The sequence below is a fragment of the Paenibacillus beijingensis genome, assembly GCF_000961095.1.
Classification (GTDB): Bacteria; Bacillota; Bacilli; order Paenibacillales; family Paenibacillaceae; genus Paenibacillus_O; species Paenibacillus_O beijingensis.
In genome coordinates, this window is sequence record NZ_CP011058.1 from 2,442,501 (window position 1) to 2,468,646 (window position 26,146).

23 protein-coding genes, 6 tRNA genes and 1 rRNA gene are annotated in these 26,146 nt (G+C 55.9%); all 30 read left to right on the forward strand.

All coding sequences use genetic code 11. The features are described from left to right. Positions 1–70 precede the first annotated feature (70 nt). The 30 genes from VN24_RS11005 (at position 71) to rapZ (ending at position 26,136) form a co-directional block, all read left to right on the forward strand. Positions 71–3,011, forward strand: a 23S ribosomal RNA gene (locus VN24_RS11005). A gap of 218 nt (positions 3,012–3,229) precedes the next feature. Continuing rightward, positions 3,230–3,306 (forward strand) — tRNA-Met (locus VN24_RS11010). 9 nt (positions 3,307–3,315) lie between these two features. Then, positions 3,316–3,391, forward strand: a tRNA-Val gene (locus VN24_RS11015). A 10-nt stretch (positions 3,392–3,401) separates the two neighbouring features. Continuing rightward, a tRNA-Asp gene (locus tag VN24_RS11020) sits at positions 3,402–3,478 on the forward strand. Positions 3,479–3,494: 16 nt separating this feature from the next. Next, positions 3,495–3,570: transfer RNA gene (locus tag VN24_RS11025), tRNA-Phe, on the forward strand. Positions 3,571–3,613: 43 nt separating this feature from the next. Further along, positions 3,614–3,699, forward strand: a tRNA-Tyr gene (locus VN24_RS11030). Between the two features lie 12 nt (positions 3,700–3,711). Next, positions 3,712–3,787: transfer RNA gene (locus VN24_RS11035), tRNA-Lys, on the forward strand. 156 nt (positions 3,788–3,943) lie between these two features. Then, positions 3,944–5,062, forward strand: a complete 1,119-nt coding sequence (locus VN24_RS11040) for a PucR family transcriptional regulator (protein WP_045670446.1) — start codon at positions 3,944–3,946, stop codon at positions 5,060–5,062. 110 nt (positions 5,063–5,172) lie between these two features. After that, complete coding sequence (locus tag VN24_RS11045) at positions 5,173–6,294, forward strand: ABC transporter ATP-binding protein (protein ID WP_045670447.1); 1,122 nt, start codon at positions 5,173–5,175, stop codon at positions 6,292–6,294. Positions 6,295–6,578: 284 nt separating this feature from the next. Next, a complete protein-coding gene (hprK, locus tag VN24_RS11050) occupies positions 6,579–7,517 on the forward strand; it encodes an HPr(Ser) kinase/phosphatase (RefSeq protein ID WP_045670448.1) in 939 nt (312 codons plus the stop codon). A gap of 35 nt (positions 7,518–7,552) precedes the next feature. Beyond that, a complete protein-coding gene (lgt, locus tag VN24_RS11055; RefSeq protein ID WP_045670449.1) occupies positions 7,553–8,563 on the forward strand; it encodes a prolipoprotein diacylglyceryl transferase in 1,011 nt (336 codons plus the stop codon). Between the two features lie 52 nt (positions 8,564–8,615). Beyond that, positions 8,616–9,287: a pyrophosphatase PpaX gene (ppaX, locus tag VN24_RS11060; RefSeq protein WP_045670450.1), complete on the forward strand. Its 672-nt coding sequence runs from the start codon at positions 8,616–8,618 to the stop codon at positions 9,285–9,287. Beyond that, the gene (locus VN24_RS11065) at positions 9,274–9,753 is read left to right on the forward strand and encodes an acyltransferase (protein ID WP_158453668.1); all 480 of its coding nucleotides are present in this window, start codon (positions 9,274–9,276) and stop codon (positions 9,751–9,753) included. Before ppaX ends, VN24_RS11065 begins: the two co-directional genes overlap by 14 nt. Before the next feature lie 100 nt (positions 9,754–9,853). Beyond that, positions 9,854–10,945: a polysaccharide deacetylase family protein gene (locus VN24_RS11070; RefSeq protein ID WP_148505223.1), complete on the forward strand. Its 1,092-nt coding sequence runs from the start codon at positions 9,854–9,856 to the stop codon at positions 10,943–10,945. 270 nt (positions 10,946–11,215) lie between these two features. Continuing rightward, positions 11,216–12,430, forward strand: a complete 1,215-nt coding sequence (locus VN24_RS11075; RefSeq protein ID WP_045670452.1) for an ATP phosphoribosyltransferase regulatory subunit — start codon at positions 11,216–11,218, stop codon at positions 12,428–12,430. Continuing rightward, positions 12,427–13,068, forward strand: a complete 642-nt coding sequence (gene hisG, locus VN24_RS11080; protein WP_045670453.1) for an ATP phosphoribosyltransferase — start codon at positions 12,427–12,429, stop codon at positions 13,066–13,068. Before VN24_RS11075 ends, hisG begins: the two co-directional genes overlap by 4 nt. A 32-nt stretch (positions 13,069–13,100) precedes the next feature. After that, positions 13,101–14,393, forward strand: a complete 1,293-nt coding sequence (gene hisD / locus VN24_RS11085; RefSeq protein ID WP_045670454.1) for a histidinol dehydrogenase — start codon at positions 13,101–13,103, stop codon at positions 14,391–14,393. Between the two features lie 132 nt (positions 14,394–14,525). Further along, positions 14,526–15,125 (forward strand): imidazoleglycerol-phosphate dehydratase HisB, encoded by a 600-nt coding sequence (gene hisB / locus VN24_RS11090; RefSeq protein ID WP_045670455.1) that lies wholly within the window; start codon positions 14,526–14,528, stop codon positions 15,123–15,125. A 1-nt stretch (position 15,126) separates the two neighbouring features. After that, positions 15,127–15,750, forward strand: coding sequence for an imidazole glycerol phosphate synthase subunit HisH (hisH, locus tag VN24_RS11095; RefSeq protein WP_045670456.1), 624 nt, complete (start codon positions 15,127–15,129; stop codon positions 15,748–15,750). Positions 15,751–15,853: 103 nt separating this feature from the next. Then, on the forward strand, positions 15,854–16,585 hold the full coding sequence (gene hisA, locus VN24_RS11100) for a 1-(5-phosphoribosyl)-5-[(5-phosphoribosylamino)methylideneamino]imidazole-4-carboxamide isomerase (RefSeq protein ID WP_045670457.1): 732 nt from the start codon (positions 15,854–15,856) through the stop codon (positions 16,583–16,585). A 47-nt stretch (positions 16,586–16,632) separates the two neighbouring features. After that, positions 16,633–17,391: an imidazole glycerol phosphate synthase subunit HisF gene (gene hisF / locus VN24_RS11105; protein ID WP_045670458.1), complete on the forward strand. Its 759-nt coding sequence runs from the start codon at positions 16,633–16,635 to the stop codon at positions 17,389–17,391. Then, positions 17,388–18,095: a bifunctional phosphoribosyl-AMP cyclohydrolase/phosphoribosyl-ATP diphosphatase HisIE gene (gene hisIE, locus VN24_RS11110; protein ID WP_045670459.1), complete on the forward strand. Its 708-nt coding sequence runs from the start codon at positions 17,388–17,390 to the stop codon at positions 18,093–18,095. Before hisF ends, hisIE begins: the two co-directional genes overlap by 4 nt. A 57-nt stretch (positions 18,096–18,152) precedes the next feature. Continuing rightward, a complete protein-coding gene (locus VN24_RS11115; RefSeq protein WP_045670460.1) occupies positions 18,153–18,458 on the forward strand; it encodes a hypothetical protein in 306 nt (101 codons plus the stop codon). Between the two features lie 243 nt (positions 18,459–18,701). Then, a complete protein-coding gene (locus VN24_RS11120) occupies positions 18,702–19,652 on the forward strand; it encodes a ribose-phosphate diphosphokinase (protein WP_045670461.1) in 951 nt (316 codons plus the stop codon). Positions 19,653–19,805: 153 nt separating this feature from the next. Beyond that, positions 19,806–21,539 carry a tetratricopeptide repeat protein gene (locus tag VN24_RS11125; protein WP_045670462.1) on the forward strand — a complete coding sequence of 578 codons (1,734 nt, stop codon included), beginning with the start codon at positions 19,806–19,808 and terminating at the stop codon, positions 21,537–21,539. 13 nt (positions 21,540–21,552) lie between these two features. Further along, a complete protein-coding gene (gene trxB, locus VN24_RS11130; RefSeq protein WP_045670463.1) occupies positions 21,553–22,500 on the forward strand; it encodes a thioredoxin-disulfide reductase in 948 nt (315 codons plus the stop codon). 186 nt (positions 22,501–22,686) lie between these two features. Continuing rightward, positions 22,687–23,133: a hypothetical protein gene (locus VN24_RS11135; RefSeq protein ID WP_045670464.1), complete on the forward strand. Its 447-nt coding sequence runs from the start codon at positions 22,687–22,689 to the stop codon at positions 23,131–23,133. Positions 23,134–23,497: 364 nt separating this feature from the next. Then, positions 23,498–24,109 carry a TetR/AcrR family transcriptional regulator gene (locus tag VN24_RS11140; protein ID WP_045670465.1) on the forward strand — a complete coding sequence of 204 codons (612 nt, stop codon included), beginning with the start codon at positions 23,498–23,500 and terminating at the stop codon, positions 24,107–24,109. Between the two features lie 137 nt (positions 24,110–24,246). Continuing rightward, complete coding sequence (locus VN24_RS11145; protein WP_045670466.1) at positions 24,247–25,200, forward strand: ROK family glucokinase; 954 nt, start codon at positions 24,247–24,249, stop codon at positions 25,198–25,200. 51 nt (positions 25,201–25,251) lie between these two features. Then, positions 25,252–26,136 carry an RNase adapter RapZ gene (rapZ, locus tag VN24_RS11150; protein ID WP_045670467.1) on the forward strand — a complete coding sequence of 295 codons (885 nt, stop codon included), beginning with the start codon at positions 25,252–25,254 and terminating at the stop codon, positions 26,134–26,136. Positions 26,137–26,146: the final 10 nt, after the last annotated feature.

Below are 26,146 nucleotides of genomic sequence, written 5' to 3' on the forward strand. Positions count from 1 at the left end.
GCAACGGAGACGTCATCGAATCAACCGGAAAGCTTATGCTTTCGAAGCGACGTTGCGTTGCAACGTTTTAGGTTAAGCTAGTAAGAGCGCACGGAGGATGCCTAGGCGCCAGGAGCCGAAGAAGGACGTGGCGAACGACGAAATGCCTCGGGGAGCCGTAAGCAGGCTTTGATCCGGGGATGTCCGAATGGGGAAACCCGGCTGCGGTAATGCGCAGTCACTCCTGACTGAATCCATAGGTCAGGTTGAGGCATACCAGGGGAACTGAAACATCTAAGTACCCTGAGGAAGAGAAAACAAAAGTGATTCCGTCAGTAGCGGCGAGCGAACGCGGATTAGCCCAAACCAAGGGGCTTGCCCCTTGGGGTTGTGGGACGTCTCACATGGAGTTACAAAGGTGTTGGTTAGGCGAAGAGGTCTGGAAAGGCCCGCTAGAAGAGGTAAAAGCCCTGTAACCAAAAGCCAGCACCCTCCGAGACGGATCCCGAGTACCGCGAGACACGTGAAACCTCGTGGGAATCCGGCAGGACCATCTGCCAAGGCTAAATACTCCCTGGCGACCGATAGTGAAGCAGTACCGTGAGGGAAAGGTGAAAAGCACCCCGGAAGGGGAGTGAAACAGATCCTGAAACCGTGCGCTTACAAGAAGTCAGAGCCCGTTATAGGGGTGATGGCGTGCCTTTTGTAGAATGAACCGGCGAGTTACGTTCACGTGCAAGGTTAAGGTGGGAAGCCGTAGCCGCAGCGAAAGCGAGTCTGAATAGGGCGAATGAGTACGTGGATGTAGACCCGAAACCGGGTGATCTACCCCTGTCCAGGGTGAAGGTGCGGTAACACGCACTGGAGGCCCGAACCCACGAATGTTGAAAAATTCGGGGATGAGGTGGGGGTAGCGGAGAAATTCCAATCGAACCCGGAGATAGCTGGTTCTCCCCGAAATAGCTTTAGGGCTAGCCTCGGTTGTAATGCGTCGTGGAGGTAGAGCACTGATTGGGTGCGGGGCCCGCCAAGGGTTACCAAGTCCAGTCAAACTCCGAATGCCATAGACGTAAGACCGGGAGTCAGACGGTGAGTGCTAAGATCCATCGTCAAGAGGGAAACAGCCCAGATCATCAGCTAAGGTCCCCAAGTGTGTGTTAAGTGGGAAAGGATGTGGAGTTGCCCAGACAACCAGGATGTTGGCTTAGAAGCAGCCACCATTGAAAGAGTGCGTAATAGCTCACTGGTCGAGTGACTCTGCGCCGAAAATGTAACGGGGCTAAACACACCACCGAAGCTATGGCAACGCGTATCCTTCGGGATACCGCTTGGGTAGGGGAGCGTCGTGTATAGGTTGAAGTCAGACCGTAAGGACTGGTGGACGGTACACGAGTGAGAATGCCGGTATGAGTAACGAAAAGATGGGTGAGAATCCCATCCGCCGAAAGCCTAAGGGTTCCTGAGGAAGGCTCGTCCTCTCAGGGTAAGTCGGGACCTAAGGCGAGGCCGAAAGGCGTAGTCGAAGGACAACAGGTTGATATTCCTGTACCACCGTAATCCGCTATGAGCGATGGGGTGACGCAGAAGGGTAGTGACGCGAGCTGATGGAATAGCTCGTCCAAGCAGTGAGGCTGGTTGATAGGTAAATCCGTCAACCGTTAAGGCTGGGCTGTGATGGGGAGGGAAAATTACAGTACCGAAGGTCATGTGCTCCGGCTGCCGAGAAAAGCCTCTAGCCAGGAGAAGGTGCCCGTACCGCAAACCGACACAGGTAGGCGAGCAGAGCATGCTAAGGCGCGCGGAGTAACTCTCGTTAAGGAACTCGGCAAAATGACCCCGTAACTTCGGGAGAAGGGGTGCCTCGGTAGGGTGAATAGCCCGAGGGGGCCGCAGTGAAAAGGCCCAAGCGACTGTTTAGCAAAAACACAGGTCTGTGCGAAGCCGTAAGGCGAAGTATACGGGCTGACGCCTGCCCGGTGCTGGAAGGTTAAGGGGAGCGGTTAGGAGCAATCCGAAGCTGTGAACCGAAGCCCCAGTAAACGGCGGCCGTAACTATAACGGTCCTAAGGTAGCGAAATTCCTTGTCAGGTAAATTCTGACCCGCACGAATGGCGTAACGACTTGGGCGCTGTCTCAACGAGAGATCCGGTGAAATTTTAATACCTGTGAAGATGCAGGTTACCCGCGACAAGACGGAAAGACCCCATGGAGCTTTACTGCAGCTTGATATTGGACTTGGGTACGATCTGTACAGGATAGGTGGGAGCCTAAGAAGCCGGAGCGCCAGCTTCGGTGGAGGCGCCGTTGGGATACCACCCTGATCGTACTTGAGTTCTAACCCGCTACCGTGAAACCGGTAGGGGGACCGTGTCAGGCGGGCAGTTTGACTGGGGCGGTCGCCTCCTAAAATGTAACGGAGGCGCCCCAAGGTTCCCTCAGAATGGTTGGAAATCATTCGCAGAGTGCAAAGGCATAAGGGAGCTTGACTGCGAGACCTACAAGTCGAGCAGGGACGAAAGTCGGGCTTAGTGATCCGGTGGTACCGAATGGAAGGGCCATCGCTCAACGGATAAAAGCTACCCTGGGGATAACAGGCTTATCTCCCCCAAGAGTCCACATCGACGGGGAGGTTTGGCACCTCGATGTCGGCTCATCGCATCCTGGGGCTGAAGTAGGTCCCAAGGGTTGGGCTGTTCGCCCATTAAAGCGGTACGCGAGCTGGGTTCAGAACGTCGTGAGACAGTTCGGTCCCTATCTGTCGTGGGCGTAGGAAATTTGAGAGGAGCTGTCCTTAGTACGAGAGGACCGGGATGGACGTACCGCTGGTGTACCAGTTGTTCCGCCAGGAGCACCGCTGGGTAGCCAAGTACGGACGGGATAAGCGCTGAAAGCATCTAAGCGTGAAGCCCCCCTCAAGATGAGATTTCCCAGTTAAGTAAGACCCCTGGAAGACGACCAGGTTGATAGGTTCGAGGTGGAAGCGCGGCAACGTGTGCAGCTGACGAATACTAATCGGTCGAGGGCTTATCCTAATGGGTTTTCCAAGTGAGGAAAACCGCAAGGCATATGATTCAGCTAAGGAAGCACAAGCAATCTTTCGCATCTAGTTTTCAGGGTGTAATCAAATGAACCGTCGGTAGCGAGTATACTCATCGTTCATTTGTTACAGATGACATTTGGCGATGTCATTTCCTGATTTTGCACAGTTCCTCCTGCTGGCAAAACTGCTATACTAATAGGGGACAAGCATGGCGGCGTAGCTCAGCTGGCTAGAGCGTACGGTTCATACCCGTGAGGTCGGGGGTTCGATCCCCTCCGCCGCTACCAATTTAATAAGGACGCTTAGCTCAGCTGGGAGAGCATCTGCCTTACAAGCAGAGGGTCGGCGGTTCGATCCCGTCAGCGTCCACCATGTTTTATACGGAGCTGTGGTGTAGAGGCCTAACATGCCTGCCTGTCACGCAGGAGACCGCGGGTTCGAATCCCGTCAGCTCCGCCATTTTTTTCATAGGTGTGGCTCGGTAGCTCAGTTGGTAGAGCAGAGGACTGAAAATCCTCGTGTCGGCGGTTCGATTCCGTCCCGAGCCACCATTTATTTTCTAAGAGCAAATGGCGCTGCTTAGAATCATATTGTGGAGGATTAGCGAAGTGGCCAAACGCAGCAGACTGTAAATCTGTTCTCTGACGAGTTCGGTGGTTCGAATCCATCATCCTCCACCATTTCATCTTCAAGAGCCATTAGCTCAGTTGGTAGAGCACCTGACTTTTAATCAGGGTGTCGAAGGTTCGAGTCCTTCATGGCTCACCATTTCATATGGAAACAATCGAAACTTGCAGAAATGCAAGTTTTTTTGTCGTTCACAGTAGAGAGAAAGTGTCTAAATGGAAACGACTCCGCCGCAGATGGTACAATAATGAAGAAAAGAACGCCATCATTTGGCTTAATAAGAATAGGGGACTGGCTATGAGCATGACAGATTGGATCGGTCAACTGCAGCAAGTACTGGATAGTCCCATTTATCTTCGCCGATATCCGCTGTCGGAATGGCGCGACAAGGTCGGATCGACGTTCGGCGCGCAGCATGTCAAGCCGGGAAGCGAGCTGGAAACGAGCAGTACGGTCAGGTTTGTCGTGCATGCGAACGAGAACAGCGTCGAAGTGCTCGAAGTGAGCCGCAAGGGCGGAATAACGGATAAAGAAAAATCGCTTGTCCGATTAATGGTACAGATGCTGCGCAATGACTACAGCTATGAAGGAAAGACGGTTTCGGGTTCGGAAGCCCAGGCACAGGAATTGGGACGGTGGATTGCGGACCAGCTGGAAGCCGAAAAACCGGAAATGCTGCCGGATCGGCTGACGATGGATGGCCGGCTGTTTACCGAAATGCTTCCGTTTCTGGTCGTTAACGATTATTCCGGTACCCAATCGGCTTCATACGCCGAGCTGGAAAAGCTGCTGCGGTCTTTTTTAACCGATGAAGTGCTGCTTATTCCGCTCAAAAAAAATGAATGGCTTATCCTCGGGCCTAAAACGCTGCTGCGCGAGACGCAAACGGAGGAGAGAGGCGGCGATGAAGAAGAGAGCGAAGAGGACAGTCTGCGGCTGATCGGCTTCGGCCTGCACGAAATGCTGGCCAGCGAATGGGTCGGCGACTGCCATCTTGCCGTCTCGCATCCGGTTTCGCCGGCCAAATCGCTCGTGGAAACGGTAGCGCTGCTGCGCGAAACGGTTTATTTGGGCCGGAAATTTCATGTCGGCACGAACATCCACCTGCCCTGGCTGCTGCACTTGGAGCGGCTGCTCAGCAGTATCCCGGAAGCGAGCAGAGTCCGGTTTGTCGAGCAGGCGCTGAACCGGACCGATTTTTTTGTCGAGCCGGAAACGGTAAGCACGCTGGAAACGTTTTTTTCGCTGGACTGCAACGTGAGCGAGACGGCGAAGAAGCTGTACATTCACCGGAATACGCTGCTCTACCGGCTTGACAAGCTGAAGCAGGAAAGCGGACTCGATGTAAGGTTATTCCGCGATGCAGTGCTCGTCAAATTGATTTTGCTTTTGTACAAAGTCACGAAAAGAAATTGAATTTTTTGTAGAGATTGTGCATAGTCGCCTGCATTGTTCTCCGGTACAATAAAACTATCAACCGGCAGTCAGATGCCGAACGAACTTATAACGTTTAGGGGGAAATGTACATGGCAGGCGTACGTTTAGAGCATGTTTTCAAAAAATATCCCGGTACCGATAAAGCTTCCGTTAAAGACATCAACCTCGATATTAAGGACAAAGAGTTTCTCGTGCTGGTCGGACCGTCCGGCTGCGGCAAATCGACGACGCTGCGGATGATTGCAGGACTCGAAGAAATTTCCGAAGGCAAGCTGTTCATCGGCGATCGCCTCGTAAATGACGTTGCTCCAAAAGACCGCGACATTGCGATGGTATTCCAATCGTACGCGCTCTACCCGCACATGAACGTATACCAAAACATGGCATTCGGTCTTAAACTGCGTAAGTTCAAAAAAGCCGATATCGACAAACGCGTGCGTGAAGCCGCGAAAATTCTCGATATCGAGCATCTGCTCGAACGGAAACCGAAAGCTCTCTCCGGCGGTCAGCGCCAGCGTGTTGCCCTGGGCCGCGCGATCGTCCGCGAACCGCAAGTGTTCCTGATGGACGAACCGCTTTCCAACCTTGACGCCAAGCTGCGCGGTCAAATGCGCGCTGAAATCAGCAAACTGGCCAAACGTCTGGAAACGACCGTTATTTACGTAACGCATGACCAGATCGAAGCGATGACGATGGGCGACCGTATCGTCGTTATGAAGGACGGCATCATTCAGCAAGCTGCTTCTCCTGACGAGCTGTACAACCATCCGGTGAACATTTTCGTTGCCGGCTTCATCGGAGCCCCTTCGATGAATTTTATTACAGGTACGCTGAGCGAGCTGGCCGGAGCGCTGCACTTCAAGGCGTCTAATGTCGACATCGTCGTTCCGGAAGGCAGAGCGAAAATTTTGCGCGCTGGCGGATATGTCGGCAAAGAAGTGGTACTGGGCATTCGTCCGGAAGACCTGCACGAAGAGCCGGTATTCATCGAAGCTTCGCCGAACACCGTCGTAAATGCAACCATTGAAGTGGCGGAGAACCTTGGTCACGAAATGTACCTGTACCTGAAAGGCATCGGCAGTGACACGGTTATTGCCCGCGTAGACGGACGTTCCGCGAATCGTGAAGGAAACAACATCAAAATGGGCTTCGATATGAATAAAGTCCATATTTTCGATAAAGAAACCGAAGAAAACATTTTTGAGAAATAATTCGAATATTCCATTATAGCTCGCCAGGCGGCGGTCCGATCTAAGCTCGGGCCGCCGTTTTCGTATTTCCTGCAGCAGTGACACACCGGGATTTCGGGCGCCGTCAGACCGCAAATGCGAGGAACAATGTTTCGACGGGCAAGGCAGGCCGGGAAAGCGCAGCGGCCTAACGTTGCGCTCGGCGTCTTTTTCCATTACGATGAAGACATTGATTGTTAGAAAAGCGACACCGATACCGGGCACCATGCACGGGATATACTTAGTTAGGGAGGCAGCGGCACACTATGCCCAAGAAGGTGAAAGTATCCGAAATCGTCCATCAGTTTCAGCTTGAAATTTTGACGGGCGAGGATGGATTGCGAAGAGAAATTACAACCGATGATTTGTACCGACCTGCGCTGGAGATGGCGGGTTATTTCCACTACCATCCGAAAGAACGGGCTCAAATATTGGGCAAAACGGAGCTGGCTTTCATTCAGACGCTCGACGCCAAGGAGCGCCGCGACCGGCTCGACCGGCTGTGCGACGATGAAACGCCGTGCATCTTAATTACCCGCGGGCTTGAACCGCCGCTCGAGCTGATCGAGCAGGCAACGAAGCATCGCATTCCCGTACTTCGCAGCCAAGTGGCGACGACGATTTTTACGAGCCGGCTGACGAACTTCCTGGAGCGGAAGCTGGCGCCGACCACGACCATCCACGGCGTGCTTGTGGATGTATACGGCATGGGCATGCTCATTACCGGAGGCAGCGGGATCGGTAAAAGCGAAACGGCGCTGGAGCTTGTGAAGCGGGGCCACCGTCTCGTCGCGGACGATGCGGTCGAAATCCGCCAAACGTCGGACAATCAGCTGCACGGCACGGCTCCGGAGCTCATTCGTCATTTGCTGGAAATCCGCGGCTTGGGCATTATTAACGTGATGACGCTGTTCGGGGCGGGCGCGGTCCGCAACAACAAGCGGATCAGCGTTGTCGTCAAGCTGGAAAACTGGCAGCAGGAGAAGCAGTACGACCGTCTCGGACTGGATGAAGAGACGACGTCCATCATCGATACCGAAATTCCGCTTATCACCGTTCCGGTCCGTCCGGGCCGTAACCTGGCAGTCATTATTGAGGTGGCGGCGATGAATTACCGTCTAAAGCGGATGGGCTACAACGCGGCGCTCCAGTTCACGAACAAGCTGACGGAGACGATTAGCGACGATATGGACGATTATGAATAATATTATTTTTTCGGTCAAAGGAGACTAATCTTATTATGGATGTGCTTCGTATCAATCCGATCGCTTTCTCTCTCGGTGCGCTGGAAGTGCACTGGTACGGTATTATTCTCGGAATGGGAGCGCTCGTCGGACTGCTTCTTGCTGTCCGGGAAGGGAAGCGGTTCGGGATATCGTCGGACTTCTTCATGGACCTGCTGCTGCTCGGCGTACCGTCGGCCATTATCGGCGCAAGGGCCTACTTTGTTTTGTTCAAATGGGACTATTATAAGGACCATCCGGGAGAAATCATCCAAATTTGGAACGGCGGCATTGCCATTTACGGTGCGCTTATCGGCGCCGTTGTATGCGGATTTTTCTATTCGAGATCTAAAGGGTTCCGGTTTTGGCGGATCGTGGACATTTGCGCGCCGTCGCTTATCGCCGGCCAGCTGATCGGACGCTGGGGTAACTTTGTGAACCAGGAAGCGTACGGAGGACCGGTGGAGGAGTCGTTCCTGCTTCATACGCTCCATCTTCCGGCCTGGATCGTCAACCAGATGAATGTGGAAGGCACGTTTCATCATCCGACATTCCTGTACGAATCGCTGTGGAACTTGGCCGGCATTATCATTTTGTTCATTTTGCGCCGTCAGCGCTTTATGCGGGCGGGAGAGCTCTTTTTTTCCTATTTAATCTGGTATTCTATCGGCCGATTCTTTATCGAAGGGCTGCGTACCGATAGTTTGGCGTTCAAAGGGCCGGATTCGCTCGCTTCGATCGTCGATTGGCTCTGGTCCCCGATGACGGTCGTCTTCCAGCCTGGCTTTCTCGATCCGGCATACGGCAATGTGCGGATTTCGCAGCTGCTCGCGATCGTACTTGTCATCGCCTGTGCGGCAGCGATCGCGGTCCGGCGCACGCTCGGATTGGCAACGGAGCGTTATGTGGACCCGATTATCAACTATAAAACAGGCCTTCCGGCCGGTGCGAAATCTGGCGGTCCAGCCGGTTCGGCTCAAGAAAAGGCTGCGGGCATCGAAGGACGGGACCTCAAAGAGGACAGCTAGGCCAATGCTTACGAAGTGTTTTTGCTAACGCAAAAACTTAAGGAGAATGACAATGAAAAACCAAATCACAACCCTTCTGTTTGATCTGGACGGTACGATTCTCGATACGAACGAGCTCATTATCCGTTCGTTCCTGCATGCATTGGACGGAATCGTGCCCGCAGGGTTCGGAGCGGAGCAAATGATTCCGATTATGGGGCAGCCGCTGGTGACGCAGCTGCAGAAGTTCTCCGGTCTTACGGAAGTATCCCATCTCGTTCCCGTTTACCGCGAATATAATTTGCGGATGCATGACGAGATGGTCAAAGCATTCCCTCATGTGGACGATGTGCTGGGCAATTTGAAACGCAGCGGCTTCAAGCTGGGCGTTGTCACGACCAAGATGCGGCTGACGACCGACAGGGGGCTTAATTTGACCGGTCTGGAGCGGTATATGGACTCCGTTGTAACGCTTGATGACGTGACGGAAGCGAAGCCGCATCCGGAGCCGGTGCTGAAGGCGATGGCGGAGCTTAAGGCCGATCCGGCTTCGACGCTGATGATCGGGGACAGCCCGGCCGATATCGGTGCCGCAAAGGCTGCGGGGGCAATTGCAGTCGGCGTCGCATGGTCGCTCAAGGGCGGTCAGGTGCTGCGGGAATACGGCGCCGATCATATTATTGATGATATGCGCGATTTGTACGCCCTTGTCGGATTGGAGCGGGAGGCCTTTGAGAAAGGTTGATCGTTTTCCCGTGGAAGGAGCGAATGCGCTGTGGCAGGTGTACCGCACGGTAAGCCGCATGAAGGCGGTGCGGAATTTTATCGCCATTCAGCTTGCCCGCTATTGTCCATCGCTGCCGGCGAAGAACTGGATTTACCGGCACGTGCTCGGGATGAAGGTGGGCAAAAATACAGCATTCGCGCTTATGGTCATGGTCGACGTTTTTTTCCCGGAACGGATCAAGGTGGGCGACAACAGCGTGATCGGTTACAATACGACGATTTTGACGCACGAGTATTTAATCAACGAATACCGGCTGGGCGACGTCGTCATCGGATCGGATGTGATGATCGGCGCGAACACGACCATTTTGCCGGGCGTTACGATCGGTGACGGGGCTGTTGTGGCCGCCGGTTCGGTCGTACATAAAGATGTGCAGCCGGGGACGTTCGTCGGGGGCAATCCGCTCCGCGAGCTGCAGCGGTAACAGGGTGTGACCGCAACTTTATTGACGTCCGAATCGTCTTAAAGGAGCCTATAAGCAGGATTTGCTTACAGGATTTCCCTATAAGAAAGGTCGTCAAGCAATGAAGCGCAAGTTTGCCAAAATAATGGTCGCCGCAATACTTATCGCTATTTTCGTCCAATTGGAACTGACATACATAACCGGCTCCAGCCAGGCATCGGCTTCGGGAATAAGCGGCGCCCAGACCGTCTCCGCAGCGGGGGCGGCCGGAAGTGTCTATTACCGGAACAAAGTTATTGTTCTGATGTACCACGATGTGTCCGATCATCACGATCCTAAATCGCTCTCTTTGGCCAAATTCAAAGAACAGCTGCGGTTGATGAAAGAAAACCACTTTCACTGGATTACGATGGAGCAGTACAAAGCGTTTATTTTGCGGGGGGCGGCCGTTCCGGATAATGCGGTGCTGCTGACTTTCGATGACGGTTACGAAACTTTCTATACCGATACATACCCGATACTTAAGCAGTTTCACGCGCCCGCGACCAACTTTCTCATCGTGAGCACGATCGGCAATCCCGCCCATAAAGGAGTTGCGAAGCTGAACTGGAACCAGGTGCGGGAGATGCGGCGCAGCGGATACGACTTTTATAGCCATACGTTCGATTCCCACGCTTACATGGCTGCAGACCTCTCCGGCAAAAAGCAGGTGCCGATGCTGATGAAGCGGATCTATTTGAAAGAGAAGCACCGCAGGGAGACGGAACATGAGTACGAACGGCGGATTACAAACGATCTGCGTCGTGCGAACGAGGTGCTCTATCGGGAGCTCGGCATCCGCAGCGACGTGCTCGCTTTCCCTTACGGCGCTTATTCCAAGCCGCTGCTCAAAGTATGCGACCGGCTCGGCATTACCGTCACACTGACGGTAAAGAGCGGGATCGACGAGGCGGGACAGCGGAACGGATTCCGGGTTAATGCCGGCGGAATGGACAACGATCCGAAAGCGCTGATCGCGGTAATGAAAAAGGGACCGGAAGCGCTGGGCAACAGCCGCTTCGGAATCGCCGCCAACCGGATGTTCTATTTGCAGCTGACGATGCTTGCATTTACGATCGCCCTGCTGCTGTTTGTTCGTTTCCGATTCTCTCTTGCTGCTCAGCGAGGAAAGCTCGGATGGATGAAGTGGAAACGTTGGAGTTCGGCATCGTAGGCGAAGGCGCTTGCCGGCGGCGCGGATGTGCGGCAGATGCGTTTAAAATGTAACATTGGAACCTCCGAGGCCGCCTGTAAAGCGGCTTCGGAGGTTTTTTGCATAAGCGCATCGGGTTAAGAAACGATAACGTTAGAAGCGGCGTTGAAAGCGGGTAAATAGTTGACGCACGGCGGGATTTCATGGTAACATTACGTCTGATCCTTTATTTTGGCAGTATGGTAACATGGTAACACATTAACACACTAAAGTGTCTGCGGGTGAAAATAGATGTCTAAACCGAAAGTGTTCGAAAAACCGACCGGCGTCAAAGATTACCTTCCCCACGCGGTGGCGAAGCTGCGCCATATCGAGCGGGAAGTGCTGCAGTGCATGAACCGCTGGGGCTACGAGCAAATCATGACGCCTACGATGGAATATTACGATACGGTTGGGGCGGCAAGCTCCACCTCCGACCAGAAGCTGTTCAAGCTGCTGAACAACCGCGGCACGACGCTCGTGCTGCGCTCGGAGATGACGTCTCCGATTGCGCGCGTCGTGTCTTCGCTGCTGAAGGAGCAGCCGTTTCCGCTGCGCCTCTCCTACCACGCCAATGTGTTCCGCGCGATCGAGGAAGAAGCGGGACGGGATGCGGAGTTTTTCCAAACCGGCGTGGAGCTGGTGGGCGACGCTTCGGCGGCAGCCGACGCTGAAGTGGTGGCGCTGGCGATTGCGTCGCTCAAGGCGGCAGGGGTGGAACGGTTTAAAATCGCCATGGGCCATGTCGGGTTCCTGAACGGCCTGTTCGAAGAGACGCTCAAAGGGCGGCAGGACGAGCAGGAGGATCTGAAAAAGTGTCTGCTCGGACGCGATTATGTCGGCTACCGCGAACGGCTGCGCGAGCTGGCGCTTGAGGAGCCGCTGCAGCGGGAGCTGGAAGGCATTCTGCGGCTGCGCGGCGGGTCGGAGATCTGCGAGCAGGCGCTGCAGCTGAGCGGCGATGCGACCGCCCAGGCGTCGATCCGGCATCTGTGCGAAATATGGGATGTGCTGAAGGCGTACGGCGTGTGCGAGCATGTGCTGATCGATTTGACGATGATCGGCGACTTTTCCTATTATACCGGCATGACGTTCGAAGGGTACGCCGCCGATTTGGGCTTCCCGGTCGTCAGCGGCGGACGGTACGACAATTTGCTGACCCAGTTCGGACGTCCGGCGCCGGCGACGGGCTTCGCGTTGAAAACGAACCGCATTCTGGAGCTGGTCGGGGGCGAAGCGGAAGGCGACGGGCGCCGGCTGCTGATCGGCTATGACCGGGCCGGCCGTGACCATGCGCTGGCGGAAGCGCAGCGGCTAAGAGAAAGCGGCGCTGTTGTCGTAACGGAGCCGATGGAGTCGGAGAGCGGGATCGAGCGGCTTCCGGACGGGGGAGCGGTCCGTTACGGAGGACGGACGTACGGCGTGTTTATGCCATTTTTCAAAACGGAAGGAGGCAGCGGCGCATGAGCGGCAATCGGGATATACTGAAGGTAGCGATGCCTAAAGGGCGTATATATAAGCAGGCTTCGCGCTTGTTCCGTGAAGCGGGCCTGCCGATTCCGAGCGATTTCGACGATACGCGCAAGCTTATTATCGAGGTGCCGGAGGCGGGCATGGAATTCATTATGGCTAAACCCGTCGATGTGCCGACCTATGTCGAATACGGCGTGGCCGACATCGGCGTCGTCGGCAAAGACGTGCTGATGGAAGAGAACAAGGATGTGTACGAGCTGCTCGATCTGGGCATCGCCAAATGCCGGATGTCGGTCATCGGACTGCCGGACTGGAAGCCGGTCATCAATCCGCGCGTGGCGACGAAGTATCCGAACGTGGCGTCGCAATATTTTCGCGAGCAGGGGCAGCAGGTGGAAGTGATCAAGCTGAACGGTTCCATCGAGCTGGCGCCGCTGATCGGCCTTGCCGACCGGATCGTCGATATGGTGGAAACGGGGCAGACGCTGCGCGAGAACGGCCTCGTCGAAATGGAATCGATCTTCGGCATTACGAGCCGGCTCATTGCGAACCGCGTAAGCTACCGGATGAAAAATGAAGCGATACAGAGCCTCTGCGACCGTTTGCAGGCATCGATATCGGCCCGCGTGTAAGGTGTGCGGTTAGGGAAAGGGGAGTATGAAGCATGAGAATCATGCGTGCGGAGCAGTTTGACCTCTCTCGCGAAGTGGAGTACGGAACGCCGGAGCAAAATGAAACGGTCAAAGCGGTTGTGGATGCCGTCCGCTCTGAAGGCGACGCGGCGCTGCTTGCGTATACGGAACGGTTCGACGGCGTGCGCCTGGATGCGGCGTCGCTGCGGGTAACGGACGCGGAAATCGCGGCTGCGTACGAGCGTGTCGAGGAGGATTTTCTGGAGGCGATCCGCGCCGCGGCCGCCAACATCCGCTCGTTCCACGAGAAGCAGATGCGCTCCTCGTGGATGGATTTGCAGCCGGACGGCACGGTGCTGGGCCAAATATTGCGGCCGCTGAAACGCGTCGGCGTTTATGTACCCGGCGGCAAGGCGGCTTATCCGTCGTCCGTGCTCATGAACGTCATCCCGGCGCAGGTGGCCGGCGTGCCGGAAATTGTGATGGTGACGCCGCCCGCAACCGGCGGCACGGAAGGCATCGACCCGTATATTCTCGTTGCCGCCGCGGAAGCGGGCGTCAAGGAGATGTACCGGGTCGGCGGGGCGCAGGCGGTGGCCGCGCTGGCATACGGCACGGCGAGCATTCCGCCGGTGGACAAAATTTGCGGCCCCGGCAACATCTATGTGGCGCTGGCGAAGCGCGCCGTGTTCGGCGTCGTCGACATCGACAGCATCGCCGGACCGAGCGAGATTGCAGTGCTGGCCGACGAGACGGCCGATCCAGCTTATGTCGCGGCCGATCTGCTGTCGCAGGCGGAGCATGACGAGATGGCGTCGGCCATTCTCGTCACGCCGTCGGCGGCGCTCGCCGAAGCGGTAGCGGCCGAGGTCGATCGGCAGCTGGCGGACCTGCCGCGCCGCGAGATTGCGCGCGCCTCGATCGACAGCTACGGCGCGGCGCTGCTCGTCGATTCGCTGGAAGCGGGCATCGACGTCATTAACGCGCTGGCGCCGGAACATCTGGAGGTGCTGACCGCCGACCCGATGAGCCTGCTCGGGCGGATCGAGAACGCGGGGGCTATTTTTCTCGGGCCGTACAGCTCGGAGCCGGTCGGGGATTACTTCGCAGGACCGAATCATATTCTGCCGACGAACGGCACGGCGCGGTTCTCGTCGCCGGTTAATGTGGACGACTTCCTGAAGAAGTCGAGCCTGATCTATTACAGCCGCGAGGCTCTGCTTGCAGGCGGCGACAAAATTATGACGCTCGCCCGCTACGAAGGGCTGGAAGGGCACGCCAGGGCCGTCGAGCTGCGGCTGCGGCGGGAACGCGGCGAAGGCTAGACCGAGGTGCTGGCGCGCTTGTTGAAATCAAGGCGACAATATCTGCGCGGACCGTGCTTGCCGTCGCATCAGCGGATGGGGGCTTTAGGCCGCGCTTAAAACCGATAGAACGATGCGAAAAGAGGGATTATTATGGCGGATAACGTCAACCGCTCGGCCGAGGTGGCCCGCAAGACGAACGAAACCGACATCAAGCTGGCTTTTGCCGTCGATGGCAGCGGCACGGCAAAGATTGAAACGGACGTTCCGTTTCTGAACCATATGCTGGACTTGTTCACGAAGCACGGCCAATTCGACCTTGAGGTGGAAGCGCGCGGCGATGTGGACATCGACGACCACCACACGGTGGAAGATATCGGCATCTGCCTCGGGCAGACGCTGCGCGAAGCGCTCGGCGACAAGCGCGGCATCAAGCGTTACGCGAGCGTATTCGTGCCGATGGACGAGGCGCTTGCCCAGGTCGTGATCGACCTGAGCAACCGGCCGCACTTCGAATACCGCGCGGAGTATCCTTCGCAGCAGGTCGGAAGCTTCTCAACGGAGCTGGTGCATGAATTTCTGTGGAAGCTGGCGCTCGAAGCGCGCATGACGCTGCACGTCATCGTCCATTACGGCGTCAACACGCATCACATGATCGAAGCGGTGTTCAAGGCGCTGGGCCGCGCTCTCGACGAGGCGACCAGCATTGATCCCCGCGTGCAAGGAGTGCCTTCGACGAAAGGGGTGCTCTAACATGATCGCGATTATCGATTACGGCATGGGCAATTTGCACAGCGTCAGCAAGGCGGTCGAGCGGCTCGGCTACGAAGCGGTCGTAACGGCCGATCCGGCCGTGATTATGGCTGCGGACGGCGCGATTTTGCCGGGCGTCGGCGCTTTTGGCGACGCGATGGAAAACTTGCGCGAAACCGGGCTGGACGCCGTGACGAAAGCGTACGCCGCCTCCGGCAAGCCGCTGCTCGGCATCTGTCTCGGCATGCAGCTGCTGTTTACCGAAGGGGAGGAGCACGGCGACCACAAGGGGCTCGATCTGCTGCCCGGCCGTGTCGTCCGGTTCCAAGGCGATTACAAAATTCCGCATATGGGCTGGAACAAGCTGCAATTCGGTCAGGAAAGCCCGCTGCTGCGCGGACTGGAGGAAGGGCACGTATACTTTGTCCATTCCTATCATGCGCTGCCTGAGGAAGCAAGCGATCTGCTGGCGACAACCGATTATTATCAGCAGGTTACAGCCGTCGTCGGACGCGGCAGCGTGTACGGCATGCAGTTCCATCCGGAAAAAAGCGGCGAGCTCGGCATGAGCCTGCTCGGCAACTTCCTGGCGCTCAGCGGCAGCCCCAAAGCGACGGGCGTTTAAGGTTCATCGGCGAGTGCGCTCACCGCATGATGGTCGTGCAGAAGCTGCGTAACGAACGGCATTGTTATATAGATTGGGATTACGATAAGCGGAGGAATTTTTGATGTCTACCTTTACGATATATCCGGCGATCGACATTCGCGGGGGCAAAGCCGTCCGTCTCGTGCAGGGCGATTACAACCAGGAGACGGTCTACAACGACAGCCCCGTCAGCGCGGCCACGGAATGGGAGGCGCAGGGCGCTTCTTGGATTCACCTGGTCGACTTGGACGGCGCCAAAGCCGGTAAACCCGTCAACGACGCCCTGATCGGCGACATTGCGCGCAGCGTGCAGGTGCCGGTGCAGATCGGCGGCGGCCTGCGCACGTTCGAAGATGTGGAGCGCCTGCTCGGTCTCGGCGTATCGCGCGTCATTCTCGGCACGGCTGCGATCGAAGACCGCGCGTTTGTCGAGCGCGTGCTCGGCACGTACGGCGATAAAGTTGCGATCGGCATCGACGCGCGCGGCGGCTTGGTGGCGACCCGCGGCTGGCTGGAAACGTCGGAGGTGAAAGCCGAGGATTTGGCCAAGGAGCTCGCGGCGAAGGGCGCTTCGACGTTCATCTTTACCGACATTTCGCGCGACGGCATGATGAAGGGCCCGAATGTGGAGGCGATTGTGTCGCTGGCGAAAGTTTCCGGCGCGAGCGTCATCGCTTCCGGCGGCGTCAGCGTTCTGGACGATTTGAAGCGGCTTGCGGCCCACACCGCAGAAGGCGTATCCGGCGCCATCGTCGGCAAAGCGCTCTATACGGGCAGCATCTCGCTGGCCGAAGCGGTCCGCGAAATCGGCTGAGGAAAAAGGGCTTCACTTACTTACTGCTTTGGAAAGGGGTCACCGATATGTTGGCCAAACGCATTATTCCCTGCCTGGACGTGAAGGACGGGCGGGTCGTGAAAGGCGTCAACTTCGTCAATCTGCGCGATGCGGGCGATCCGGTCGAGCTGGCGGCGACGTATGACCGCGAAGGCGCCGACGAGCTTGTATTTCTGGACATCTCGGCTTCGGTCGAAGGACGGGCGACGATGGTCGAGGTCGTAAAGCGGACCGCGGGTGAAATTACGATTCCGTTCACGGTCGGCGGCGGCATTTCCCATGTAGACGATATGAAGCGGCTGCTGCGCGCGGGCGCGGACAAGATCGGCATTAACACGGCAGCGGTGCGCAATCCCGCGCTCGTATCGGACGGGGCCCGCAAATTCGGCTCCCAGTGCATCGTCGTGGCGATCGACGCCAAGTTCAACCCGGAGTGGGGCGAGTGGGAGGTTTACACCCACGGCGGACGGAGCGCGACCGGCATCCGCACCCTTGAATGGGCCAAACGCGTGGAATCGCTCGGCGCGGGCGAAATTTTGCTGACGAGCATGGACGCCGACGGGACGAAGGACGGTTTCGACGTGAAGCTGACGCGCGCGGTTTCCGATTCGCTCGGCATCCCCGTAATCGCTTCGGGCGGCGCAGGCCGCGTGGAGCATTTCAGTGAAGTGTTTGAGGACGGCCATGCCGACGCCGGCCTGGCGGCAACGATTTTTCACTACAAGGAAATGACGATCGAGGACGTGAAGAGCGATTTGCGCAGGAAAGGAGTCGAGGTGCGATGAGCGGTATTGACAACGGAACGCAGCTAAAGCTTGAAGATATTTACGGCCAAATCAAATGGAATGAGGCGGGGCTCGTGCCTGCGGTCGTGCAGGATGCGGTGAGCAAGGAAGTGCTCATGCTGGCTTACATGAACCGCGAATCACTTGCCCGCTCCCTCGAAACCGGCGAGACGGTGTTCTGGAGCCGCTCTCGCGGCGAGCTGTGGCACAAAGGCGCGACGAGCGGCCATACGCAGCGCATTCGTTCGCTGCATTACGATTGCGACGGCGATACGCTGCTCGTGCGGGTGGAGCAGAACGGGGCAGCATGCCATACGGGGAAATACAGCTGCTTCTTCAATGAGATTCCCGTAGAAGGCGCGGCGGCGGCTTCTCACGGCAAGGACGGCGCGGCGGACCGGTTCGCGGCGCTCGGCAAGTTGGAGGCGACGATCGCGCAGCGCTACGCCGAACGTCCCGAGGGCACGTACACGACGTATTTGTTCGAGAAAGGCGTCGACAAGATTTTGAAGAAGGTTGGCGAAGAAACGTCGGAAGTTATTATCGCCGCCAAAAACAAAGACAACGATGAGCTGCGCAGCGAAGCGAGCGACCTTATTTTTCACCTGATGGTGCTGCTGCGCGAACGCGGCCTGTCGCTGGACGAGCTGCTGCGCGAGCTGTCGGAACGTCACGGAAAGCCGACCACGAACAAAATGCGCTAAGGCAGGCGGGCTGAGGATCGAACCCCGGGAACGGCGCGAGGAAAGCGGCCCGCAGACTTGGCCGAGAGCGGCGGTTCGGACAAAAGCCGGGCGGAAGACTCGGCTGAAGGCGGCGGGGCGGGTAAAGGGTGCTTCAATACTCAGCTGACGGCCGGCAGCGTTAATCCGGAGCTGCCGGTGCTTTTTGCCACCGCTGCCGGCAATCGGCCGGGTTGCCGCCTCAGCATGAACGTTGCGGTGAACAATGCGGGATTTTCAGAGGTACAGGTGTTAAAGCGGCTTAAGGGATTATGTGCTAAAGAGGATAGAGATCCGGCTCATGCAGAGCACTGTTTGACGATCCTATGCCCCTTCGGCACGTAATCCTCTGTTTTTGGGCCTCATCGGCCGATATCCGCCGGCTTAAGATCGGGCCAATATTTGCCTGCAGACGCGCCAATTGCCGAAAAAAGCCGGATTCATGCAGTTAGCGGCGTCATGCAGGCGAAAAACCATTAGGATTCATTTTTGAAAAATCAGGTTTTACATGTATAATGAAGATTGTTGAACAAGCTGGCGAAAGTTCGTTCAGGATAAATTATTGGTTCCAAGGCTTAGGAGGGTATCATGTTTAGCGATAAGGTGCGAATTTTTTCGGGTTCTTCCAACCCGGAATTGGCGGAGAAGATCAGTCATGAATTGGGGTTGCCGCTCGGCAGCGTGAAGCTGTCGCGTTTCAAGGGCGGAGAAATTTACGTTCACTACGAGGAGACGATCCGGAACTGTCACGTCTTTATCGTGCAGTCGTTCTCACATCCGATCAATGAGCATTTCGTCGAACTGCTCGTCATGATCGACGCGGCGAAACGGGCTTCCGCCAAGACGGTCAACATCATTATGCCGTACTACGGTTATGCGCGCCAGGAACGGAAAGCGGCGCCGCGCGAACCGATTTCGGCAAAAATGCTGGCCGATGTACTGACGACCGTCGGTGCAACCCGGGTGATGACAATCGATCTTCACGCTCCCGCAATTCAAGGGTTCTTCAATATTCCGGTGGATCACCTGACGGCGCTGGATTTGATCAGCGATTATCTGAAGGAGAAGAACATCAAAAATCCGGTTATCGTTTCCCCGGACGCCGGCCGTGCGACTACGGCGGAGAAGCTCGCGAACCAACTGGATTCGCCATTCGCAATCATGATCAAGAAGCGGCCCGCGCACAACGAATCGGTGATTACACACGTTATCGGCGACGTCGAAGGACAGACCCCGATCATTATCGAGGATCTGATCGATACGGGATCGACGATCGTTAACGTTGTGGAAAGCTTGAAGGAACGCGGCGCGGAAGACGTGTACGTCTGCGCGACGCACCCGCTTTTCTCCGGCAACGCCCTGCAGCGCTTGGACCATGAGTGTATTAAAGAAGTTGTCGTAACGGACTCGATTATGCTGCCAGCTAATCGCTCGGATCGTTTCAAAGTATTGTCGGTTGCACCGATGCTGGCCGACGCAACCAAAATCATTATTCAAGGCGGCTCGATCAGCACGCTGTTCAAGGACGCCGGCATTTAATTGAATCCGCCCGGGCAAGGCGGCTATAACAGGATGGGGAAATCGCGGATGTTCACGGAGCGTCCGCGATTTTTGCCACATTTTCTAGCGTGTGTGGATAGGCTTGAATATGGTATAATCGGGAAAAATCGTGCGCACGGAGGTGCTTTGGAGATGAAAGAGAAGAGAATAGCGGCCGCAGAACAGACCTCGAAAGTAATACCGATCCATTGGGATGCCACGTTCTTCTTCGAAAGAGCGGTCCGCTCGATGGATCGCTATCACTATGCCAAGGCACTGAAGTATTTCCGGCGCGCCGTCGAATATGAGCCGGATAACCCGGTGAACCACTGCAACATGGCCGGCATTTTATCGGAAATGGGAAATTACGCGGAGTCAAACGATATTTTGCGCTTTATTATCGACGATCTGGATCCGGACATGACGGAATGTCATTTTTATATGGCCAACAACTTCGCCAACCTGGAAATGTACGAGGAAGCCGAGCGCGCGCTCGTGCGTTACCTGGAAGAGGATGAGGAAGGCCAGTTTCTGACCGAAGCCGAAGAAATGATGGACCTGCTCCAGTTTGAGCTGGAGCGCCCGGCACCGGTGACGCGGATCAAGGCCAGAGAAGGCATGGTGGAGCACGATCAGGCGCGGACGCTGCTGGAAGAAGGGAAGTTCAACCAGGCGGTCCGGCTGCTGGAATCGATTGTGGAACAAAACCCCGATTTTCTTGCCGCCCGCAACAATCTGGCGCTTGCGTATTATTATATGGGATTATTCCCTAAGGCGATGGATACGATTCGCGACGTGCTGGAGCTGGATTCCGGCAACCTGCATGCGCTGTGCAATTTGGCTATTTTTTATCAGCATCTGGAGGATGAAGAGAACCTCGCTCCCATCGTCGGCCTGCTTAAAAAAACGGTTCCGTTTCATCAGGAGCATGTGTTTAAACTGGCTACCACAATGGGTATTCTAGGGGAGCACGAGTGCGCTTACTTTCATTTTGCGCGCCTGCTGCGCGATGCGTCGCTCAGTCAGGATCCATGTCTGTATCACTATGCCGCAGTGGCCGCCAGCAATATCGGGCGCTTGGACGAAGCGGAAAGGCTGTGGCGCCTGACGAGCAAGCGCGATCCCGGCTCGGATATTCCGCGGTATTACTTGAGCCAGCTTGCGCAGGTCAAAGCGGGGGAAGAGATGCCGCCGGCAAGCTACCACTATCATCTGCCCTTTGAAGAGCAGTTCAAGCTGTGGGAGAAAACGACCGAAGGCATTCCGGATCATATGAAAAGCGATCCGCTCGTCCGCTCGTCCTTCTTCTGGGCGCTCCGTCACGGCGACCGGCATACGAAGCTGCAGGTCATTCAGGCGCTCGGCATGATTGCCGACAACGAGGTGAAAGACGCGCTGCGCTCGTTCCTGCTGGAGTCCGGAGAAGACGACTATTTGAAACGGATTGCCATCTTCGTGCTGCGCACAATGGGTGTAGGCGAGCCGCTGCAGGTTTACTTGGAAGGCAAAAAAATAACCGTCGGCTCCGGGCGCATGCCGTCGCAGCTTCCGATCTGGGACGCCCAGTGGCAGGAAGTGCTGAATGCGGCGCTGAAGCGGATGAACAAGCAGTATGATCTGGTGCAGCAGCACGATCTGCTCACGTTGTGGGTGGAATTCCTCTCCCGCGTTTATCCGGACGTGCCGAAGCTGACCAAGGTCGAAGGATGGGCGGCCGCGCTGGAATATTTAACCGCCAAAATGCACCGCCGCGCCATCTCGTACCATGAAGTGGCGAAGCGTTACGGCACCTCCATCGCCACCGTCAGCAAAATCGTGAAACGGATCGATGAGGTGTGCGGTATTAAAGAAAAAATGAAGTCGGTCAATTCCGTCTTTAATATTTGAGGAGGGATATGTCATGTACAAATCGATCATTATCGGCACCGGCCCTTCCGGCTTGACCGCTGCAATCTATTTGGCCCGCGCCAATCTGAATCCGCTTGTTATTGAAGGTCCCGAGCCGGGCGGACAATTGACGACGACGACCGAGGTGGAAAATTTCCCCGGATTTCCGGAAGGGATTATGGGGCCGGAACTGATGGCCAACATGCGCAAGCAGGCCGAACGCTTCGGCGCCGAATTCAAAACGGGCTGGGTGAACAGCGTCGATTTGTCGCAGCGGCCGTTCAAAATCCAGGTTGAAGGCCAAGGAGAGCTCGTGTCCGAGACGCTCATTATCTCGACCGGCGCATCGGCCAAATATTTGGGCATTCCCGGGGAAAAAGAAAATGTCGGACGCGGCGTGAGCACGTGCGCGACTTGCGACGGTTTCTTCTTCCGCGGCAAAAAGATCGTTGTCGTCGGCGGCGGCGACTCCGCGATGGAGGAGGCGAACTTCCTCACCCGCTTTGCGACGAACGTCGATCTGGTTCACCGCCGCGAAGAGCTGCGCGCCTCCAAAATTATGCAGGACCGCGCCCGCGGTAATGAAAAAGTAACGTTCGCACTCAATAAAACGCCGCTTGAAGTGCTGGCCAATAATATGGGCGTTACCGGTCTAAAACTGCGCAACAACGCGACCGGCGATGAAGAAGTGATCGAAGCGCAAGGCATCTTCGTTGCGATCGGCCACACGCCGAACACGAAGTTTCTGGGCGGACAGATCGACACGGACGAAGCCGGCTATATTAAAGTGAAGCCCGGTACGACGGAAACGAACGTGCCCGGCGTATTTGCCTGCGGCGACGTGCAGGATTTGAAATACCGGCAGGCGATTACGGCGGCGGGTAGCGGCTGTATGGCGGCACTGGATTGCGAGAAATACCTTGAAGGCCATATGGTGCACGACTGGAGCCAAACGCTGTAGAATCGGCAATCGCTTCGCAGGCGAGCCGGTCGGACTTTCGAAGTCCGGCTGTACTTCATTAACGTCCCCGGGAGGAAGGGGCGGCTTATGCCGCTCTCATCCCGGGGACGTTTTTTTATAGCCTGGAAAATCGGAATGTTCTCAATCGCTTGGGGTACGCTACTGGTGGAGGTGTAAACAAGCAAAATGAGAAAAATCTTGGTACTTCTCTTGTTGTTCCCCCTGCTTTTTGGAATTTCAACGGGAGAAATTTACGGCGAATCTTATGAAAAGCCGGATCAAGCGGAACAAAAGGGGACGATTAAGCCTTATAAACGCGGCGCAATCCGTTCACCCAGACGAAGCTACAATCCCGGAATCGGCACCCCCGGCCGTACGACTCCGGCCAGAGGGGATAATGCGGTTCGAAATCCGGCTGCTCCGAGAACGACGCCGGCGCCGCGAACGGGGTTCGGCGGGTTTTTCGGCGGACTGTTCGGGGGGTTGGCATTGGGGACGATCCTGGGCTCGCTGTTCAATCCGTTCGCCGGTTTTACGCTCGGCTATCCGTTGCTGTCGCTGCTTAGTGCCGCTTTATGGATCGTCGGTATTTTCGTGGTCGTGCGAATGATTCGCAGGCGTAAAGGATATTAAGCGAAATCCTGTATTACACCGAATATCCTCCTCGAAATGCCGGTACATCGGCAGTCCGGTTAAACCCCCCTGAAATTCTAGTTGACCTTAACATTAGTGTCCTATTCTAGAATGGGTTTGACTCCTTTTCGAAGGGGGATATTTCTTATCCTCAATATCGCTTCACGGGCCTATTGATAAAACGGTCTCCCCTCCTCCCACCACTGTCGGTGAACGGTTTACGTTCCATTAATTTCTTCCCGGAACATGTTCACAAATGAAATCCGCTTTCTGCACGATTGAAAAGTTTGACAAAAGAGTCGCTCTGCTTTAGAATACCAATCGTTAATAACCGGTGGTTAATAAATCTGGAGGACTATTTTTCATGAAGTTAAGCCGATCCGAAGAAACGAAGAAAAACATTTTGGATGCCGCCGCTTCGCTGTTCAGCCAGCGCGGCTACAATGCGGTGACGATGCGCGAGATCGCCAAGGAAGCGGGATGCTCGCACACCTCCGTCCATGTTTACTTCACCGATAAAGAAACGCTGCTGCATACGCTCGCGCTTCCGCCGCTGGAGAGACTGGAAGCGGAGCTCTCCGCGCTGCTGGACAGCAAAGAGCTCCCGCAGGAAGACAAGCTGTTTGAATGGTCGTTACGGTTTGTAACCTTCAGTCTCGAGAATCGAAGTATGATCGGCATTATATTCGAAGCCGATCCGGAGCGCGTAGACGAAGAGAAACCGAAGCATCGTTTAACGGAAGTGCGCAATCGGCTGTTCCGGCAGCTGCGGACTGCTTTGACCCGATGCTTGAAGATCGGCCTTACCGAGGAGCAGCAGCTGGAGGGAGCCCGGATTTACTTTTTTGCCCTCTATGGGGTTGTCAATTCGTACCGTTACAGCAATGAAGACAAGGATCAGCTGCTGCAAAGGCTTGCGCCGACCTTCCGCAATACGTTCCGGGCGGTTCTGTTCGGATTAAAGGAAATCTATTAGACGCGCGGCGGCTTTCCGGCTTGCACGGCAACAGGACAGCGCTTCCTTTATCGGCGAGCGGCTTCTTGACCTGAGAGTTGCCTTCGCTTATAGTGGGAACAGTGGCAGTTAATTTTGCGATTGAGGTGGCTAAACAGATGTCTGAAACAATCTACGTTGGAGCAGATATAGGCGGTACAACCATTAAGATTGGTATTTGTAACGAGCAGGGCGAACTGCTCCATACGTTAGAGGGACCGACGGAAAGCGAGAAGGGCGCTGACGCCATAGTAAACAACCTTGTGAAATATGCGCGCGAGGTTGTCGAAGCATCTTCCTACGAGTGGGGACAGGTTGGCGGTGTCGGAGTCGGCACGGCCGGTTTTTTAGATATACCGAACGGTATCATTAAATTTTCGAACAATTTGAACGTGCGCGACGTTCCGCTCAAAAAGCTGCTGGAAGAGAAGCTTCAGACGATAGTCAAAGTCAATAACGACGCCAATGTGGCGGCGCTCGGCGAAGCATGGGCAGGGGCCGGACGCGGCATCGATAACTGCGTTTGCTACACGCTCGGAACGGGCGTCGGCGGAGGCATTATTATAAACGGTAAAATTTACGAAGGTTTCAGCGGCATGGCGGGAGAGCTCGGTCATATGGCCATCGTGCCGGATCTGGAAGCGATTCAGTGCTCCTGCGGCATGACCGGCTGCCTGGAGACCGTCTCGTCGGCAACCGGCATCATCCGGATGGCTAAGGACGCCGTGGAGCGCGGAGACCGGACGTCGCTGTCGCTTGTGCCGAACATTATGGCCAAGGAAGTCATCGACGCGGCGAAAGCCGGAGACGAGGTTGCGGTGCGCATCGTGAACCGTGCCGCCTTCTACCTCGGCAAATCGATGGCGGCCGTAGCGATCGTCGTGAATCCGCAGCGGTTCATTATCGGCGGCGGCGTGGCCAAGGCAGGCGATTTTCTGTTTGACCAAATTCGCGAAGTGTTCAAGAAATATACGCCGGAGCAAGCGAAGCAAGGCGTTGAGATCGTCGCTGCGACGCTCGGCAACAATGCCGGAGTCGTTGGCGCGGCGGGCCTGATTTTGCGTTCCAACTAGCAAAATAAGAGCGCCCTGATCGCATGCGCGCAAACAGGGAGGCGATAATCAATGGAAACAGCCGCGACAGCAAAGCTGGTTATTATTACCGGCATGTCCGGAGCGGGGAAAACGATCGCGGTGCAAAGTCTGGAAGACCTCGGATTTTTCTGCGTCGATAATTTGCCGCCGGTACTGATTCCGAAATTCGCGGAGCTGATCGTTCAGTCAAACGGAAAGATCGGCAAAGTTGCGCTTGTAATCGACTTGCGCGGACGCGAGTTTTTCACCGCTTTGTCGGAATCGCTCACGTACGTGAAAGAACATTATACGATTCATAATGAAATTTTGTTTCTTGATGCGACGGATGGGGTGCTGGTGCAGCGGTATAAGGAAAGCCGCCGCCGGCATCCGCTTGCTCCTGAAGGATTGCCGCTTGAAGGCATCCGTTTGGAGCGGCGGCTGCTGGAAGACCTGAAGGGCTGGGCGACGCAAATTATCGACACGAGCAATTTGAAGCCGGTTCAGCTCAAGGAGCGGATCGTTTCCCGCTTTACGAATTTGTCCCATAACAGCATCTCGGTTAATGTAACGTCATTCGGATTCAAATACGGAATTCCGATCGACGCGGACTTGATTTACGATGTGCGCTTTCTTCCCAATCCCCATTATGTGGAGGGGCTCCGGCCCCGCACCGGCCAAGATGCCGATGTGTACGACTACGTCATGAAATGGCCGGAAACGCAAGCGTTTCTGACAAAGCTTCTGGATATGCTGCAATTTCTTATTCCGTTATACCGCAAGGAAGGCAAAAGCCAGGTGGTCATCGGTATTGGCTGCACGGGCGGCAAGCACCGCTCGGTGGCCATAGCCGAATATTTGGGCCGCATGCTCGGCAGCAGCGACACGGAGACCGTGCGCGTCAGTCACCGCGACGCCGAGCGTGACCGGCCTTAGGCGAGGTGTA

What these genes read in the sequence shown, in the direction of transcription:
- VN24_RS11040 (WP_045670446.1), top strand. Translation starts at nt 3,944, where the DNA reads ATGAGCATGACAGATTGGATCGGTCAACTGCAGCAAGTACTGGATAGT.
- VN24_RS11045 (WP_045670447.1), top strand. Translation starts at nt 5,173, where the DNA reads ATGGCAGGCGTACGTTTAGAGCATGTTTTCAAAAAATATCCCGGTACC.
- hprK (WP_045670448.1), top strand. Translation starts at nt 6,579, where the DNA reads ATGCCCAAGAAGGTGAAAGTATCCGAAATCGTCCATCAGTTTCAGCTT.
- lgt (WP_045670449.1), top strand. Translation starts at nt 7,553, where the DNA reads ATGGATGTGCTTCGTATCAATCCGATCGCTTTCTCTCTCGGTGCGCTG.
- ppaX (WP_045670450.1), top strand. Translation starts at nt 8,616, where the DNA reads ATGAAAAACCAAATCACAACCCTTCTGTTTGATCTGGACGGTACGATT.
- VN24_RS11070 (WP_148505223.1), top strand. Translation starts at nt 9,854, where the DNA reads ATGAAGCGCAAGTTTGCCAAAATAATGGTCGCCGCAATACTTATCGCT.
- VN24_RS11075 (WP_045670452.1), top strand. Translation starts at nt 11,216, where the DNA reads ATGTCTAAACCGAAAGTGTTCGAAAAACCGACCGGCGTCAAAGATTAC.
- hisG (WP_045670453.1), top strand. Translation starts at nt 12,427, where the DNA reads ATGAGCGGCAATCGGGATATACTGAAGGTAGCGATGCCTAAAGGGCGT.
- hisD (WP_045670454.1), top strand. Translation starts at nt 13,101, where the DNA reads ATGAGAATCATGCGTGCGGAGCAGTTTGACCTCTCTCGCGAAGTGGAG.
- hisB (WP_045670455.1), top strand. Translation starts at nt 14,526, where the DNA reads ATGGCGGATAACGTCAACCGCTCGGCCGAGGTGGCCCGCAAGACGAAC.
- hisH (WP_045670456.1), top strand. Translation starts at nt 15,127, where the DNA reads ATGATCGCGATTATCGATTACGGCATGGGCAATTTGCACAGCGTCAGC.
- hisA (WP_045670457.1), top strand. Translation starts at nt 15,854, where the DNA reads ATGTCTACCTTTACGATATATCCGGCGATCGACATTCGCGGGGGCAAA.
- hisF (WP_045670458.1), top strand. Translation starts at nt 16,633, where the DNA reads ATGTTGGCCAAACGCATTATTCCCTGCCTGGACGTGAAGGACGGGCGG.
- hisIE (WP_045670459.1), top strand. Translation starts at nt 17,388, where the DNA reads ATGAGCGGTATTGACAACGGAACGCAGCTAAAGCTTGAAGATATTTAC.
- VN24_RS11120 (WP_045670461.1), top strand. Translation starts at nt 18,702, where the DNA reads ATGTTTAGCGATAAGGTGCGAATTTTTTCGGGTTCTTCCAACCCGGAA.
- VN24_RS11125 (WP_045670462.1), top strand. Translation starts at nt 19,806, where the DNA reads ATGAAAGAGAAGAGAATAGCGGCCGCAGAACAGACCTCGAAAGTAATA.
- trxB (WP_045670463.1), top strand. Translation starts at nt 21,553, where the DNA reads ATGTACAAATCGATCATTATCGGCACCGGCCCTTCCGGCTTGACCGCT.
- VN24_RS11135 (WP_045670464.1), top strand. Translation starts at nt 22,687, where the DNA reads ATGAGAAAAATCTTGGTACTTCTCTTGTTGTTCCCCCTGCTTTTTGGA.
- VN24_RS11140 (WP_045670465.1), top strand. Translation starts at nt 23,498, where the DNA reads ATGAAGTTAAGCCGATCCGAAGAAACGAAGAAAAACATTTTGGATGCC.
- VN24_RS11145 (WP_045670466.1), top strand. Translation starts at nt 24,247, where the DNA reads ATGTCTGAAACAATCTACGTTGGAGCAGATATAGGCGGTACAACCATT.
- rapZ (WP_045670467.1), top strand. Translation starts at nt 25,252, where the DNA reads ATGGAAACAGCCGCGACAGCAAAGCTGGTTATTATTACCGGCATGTCC.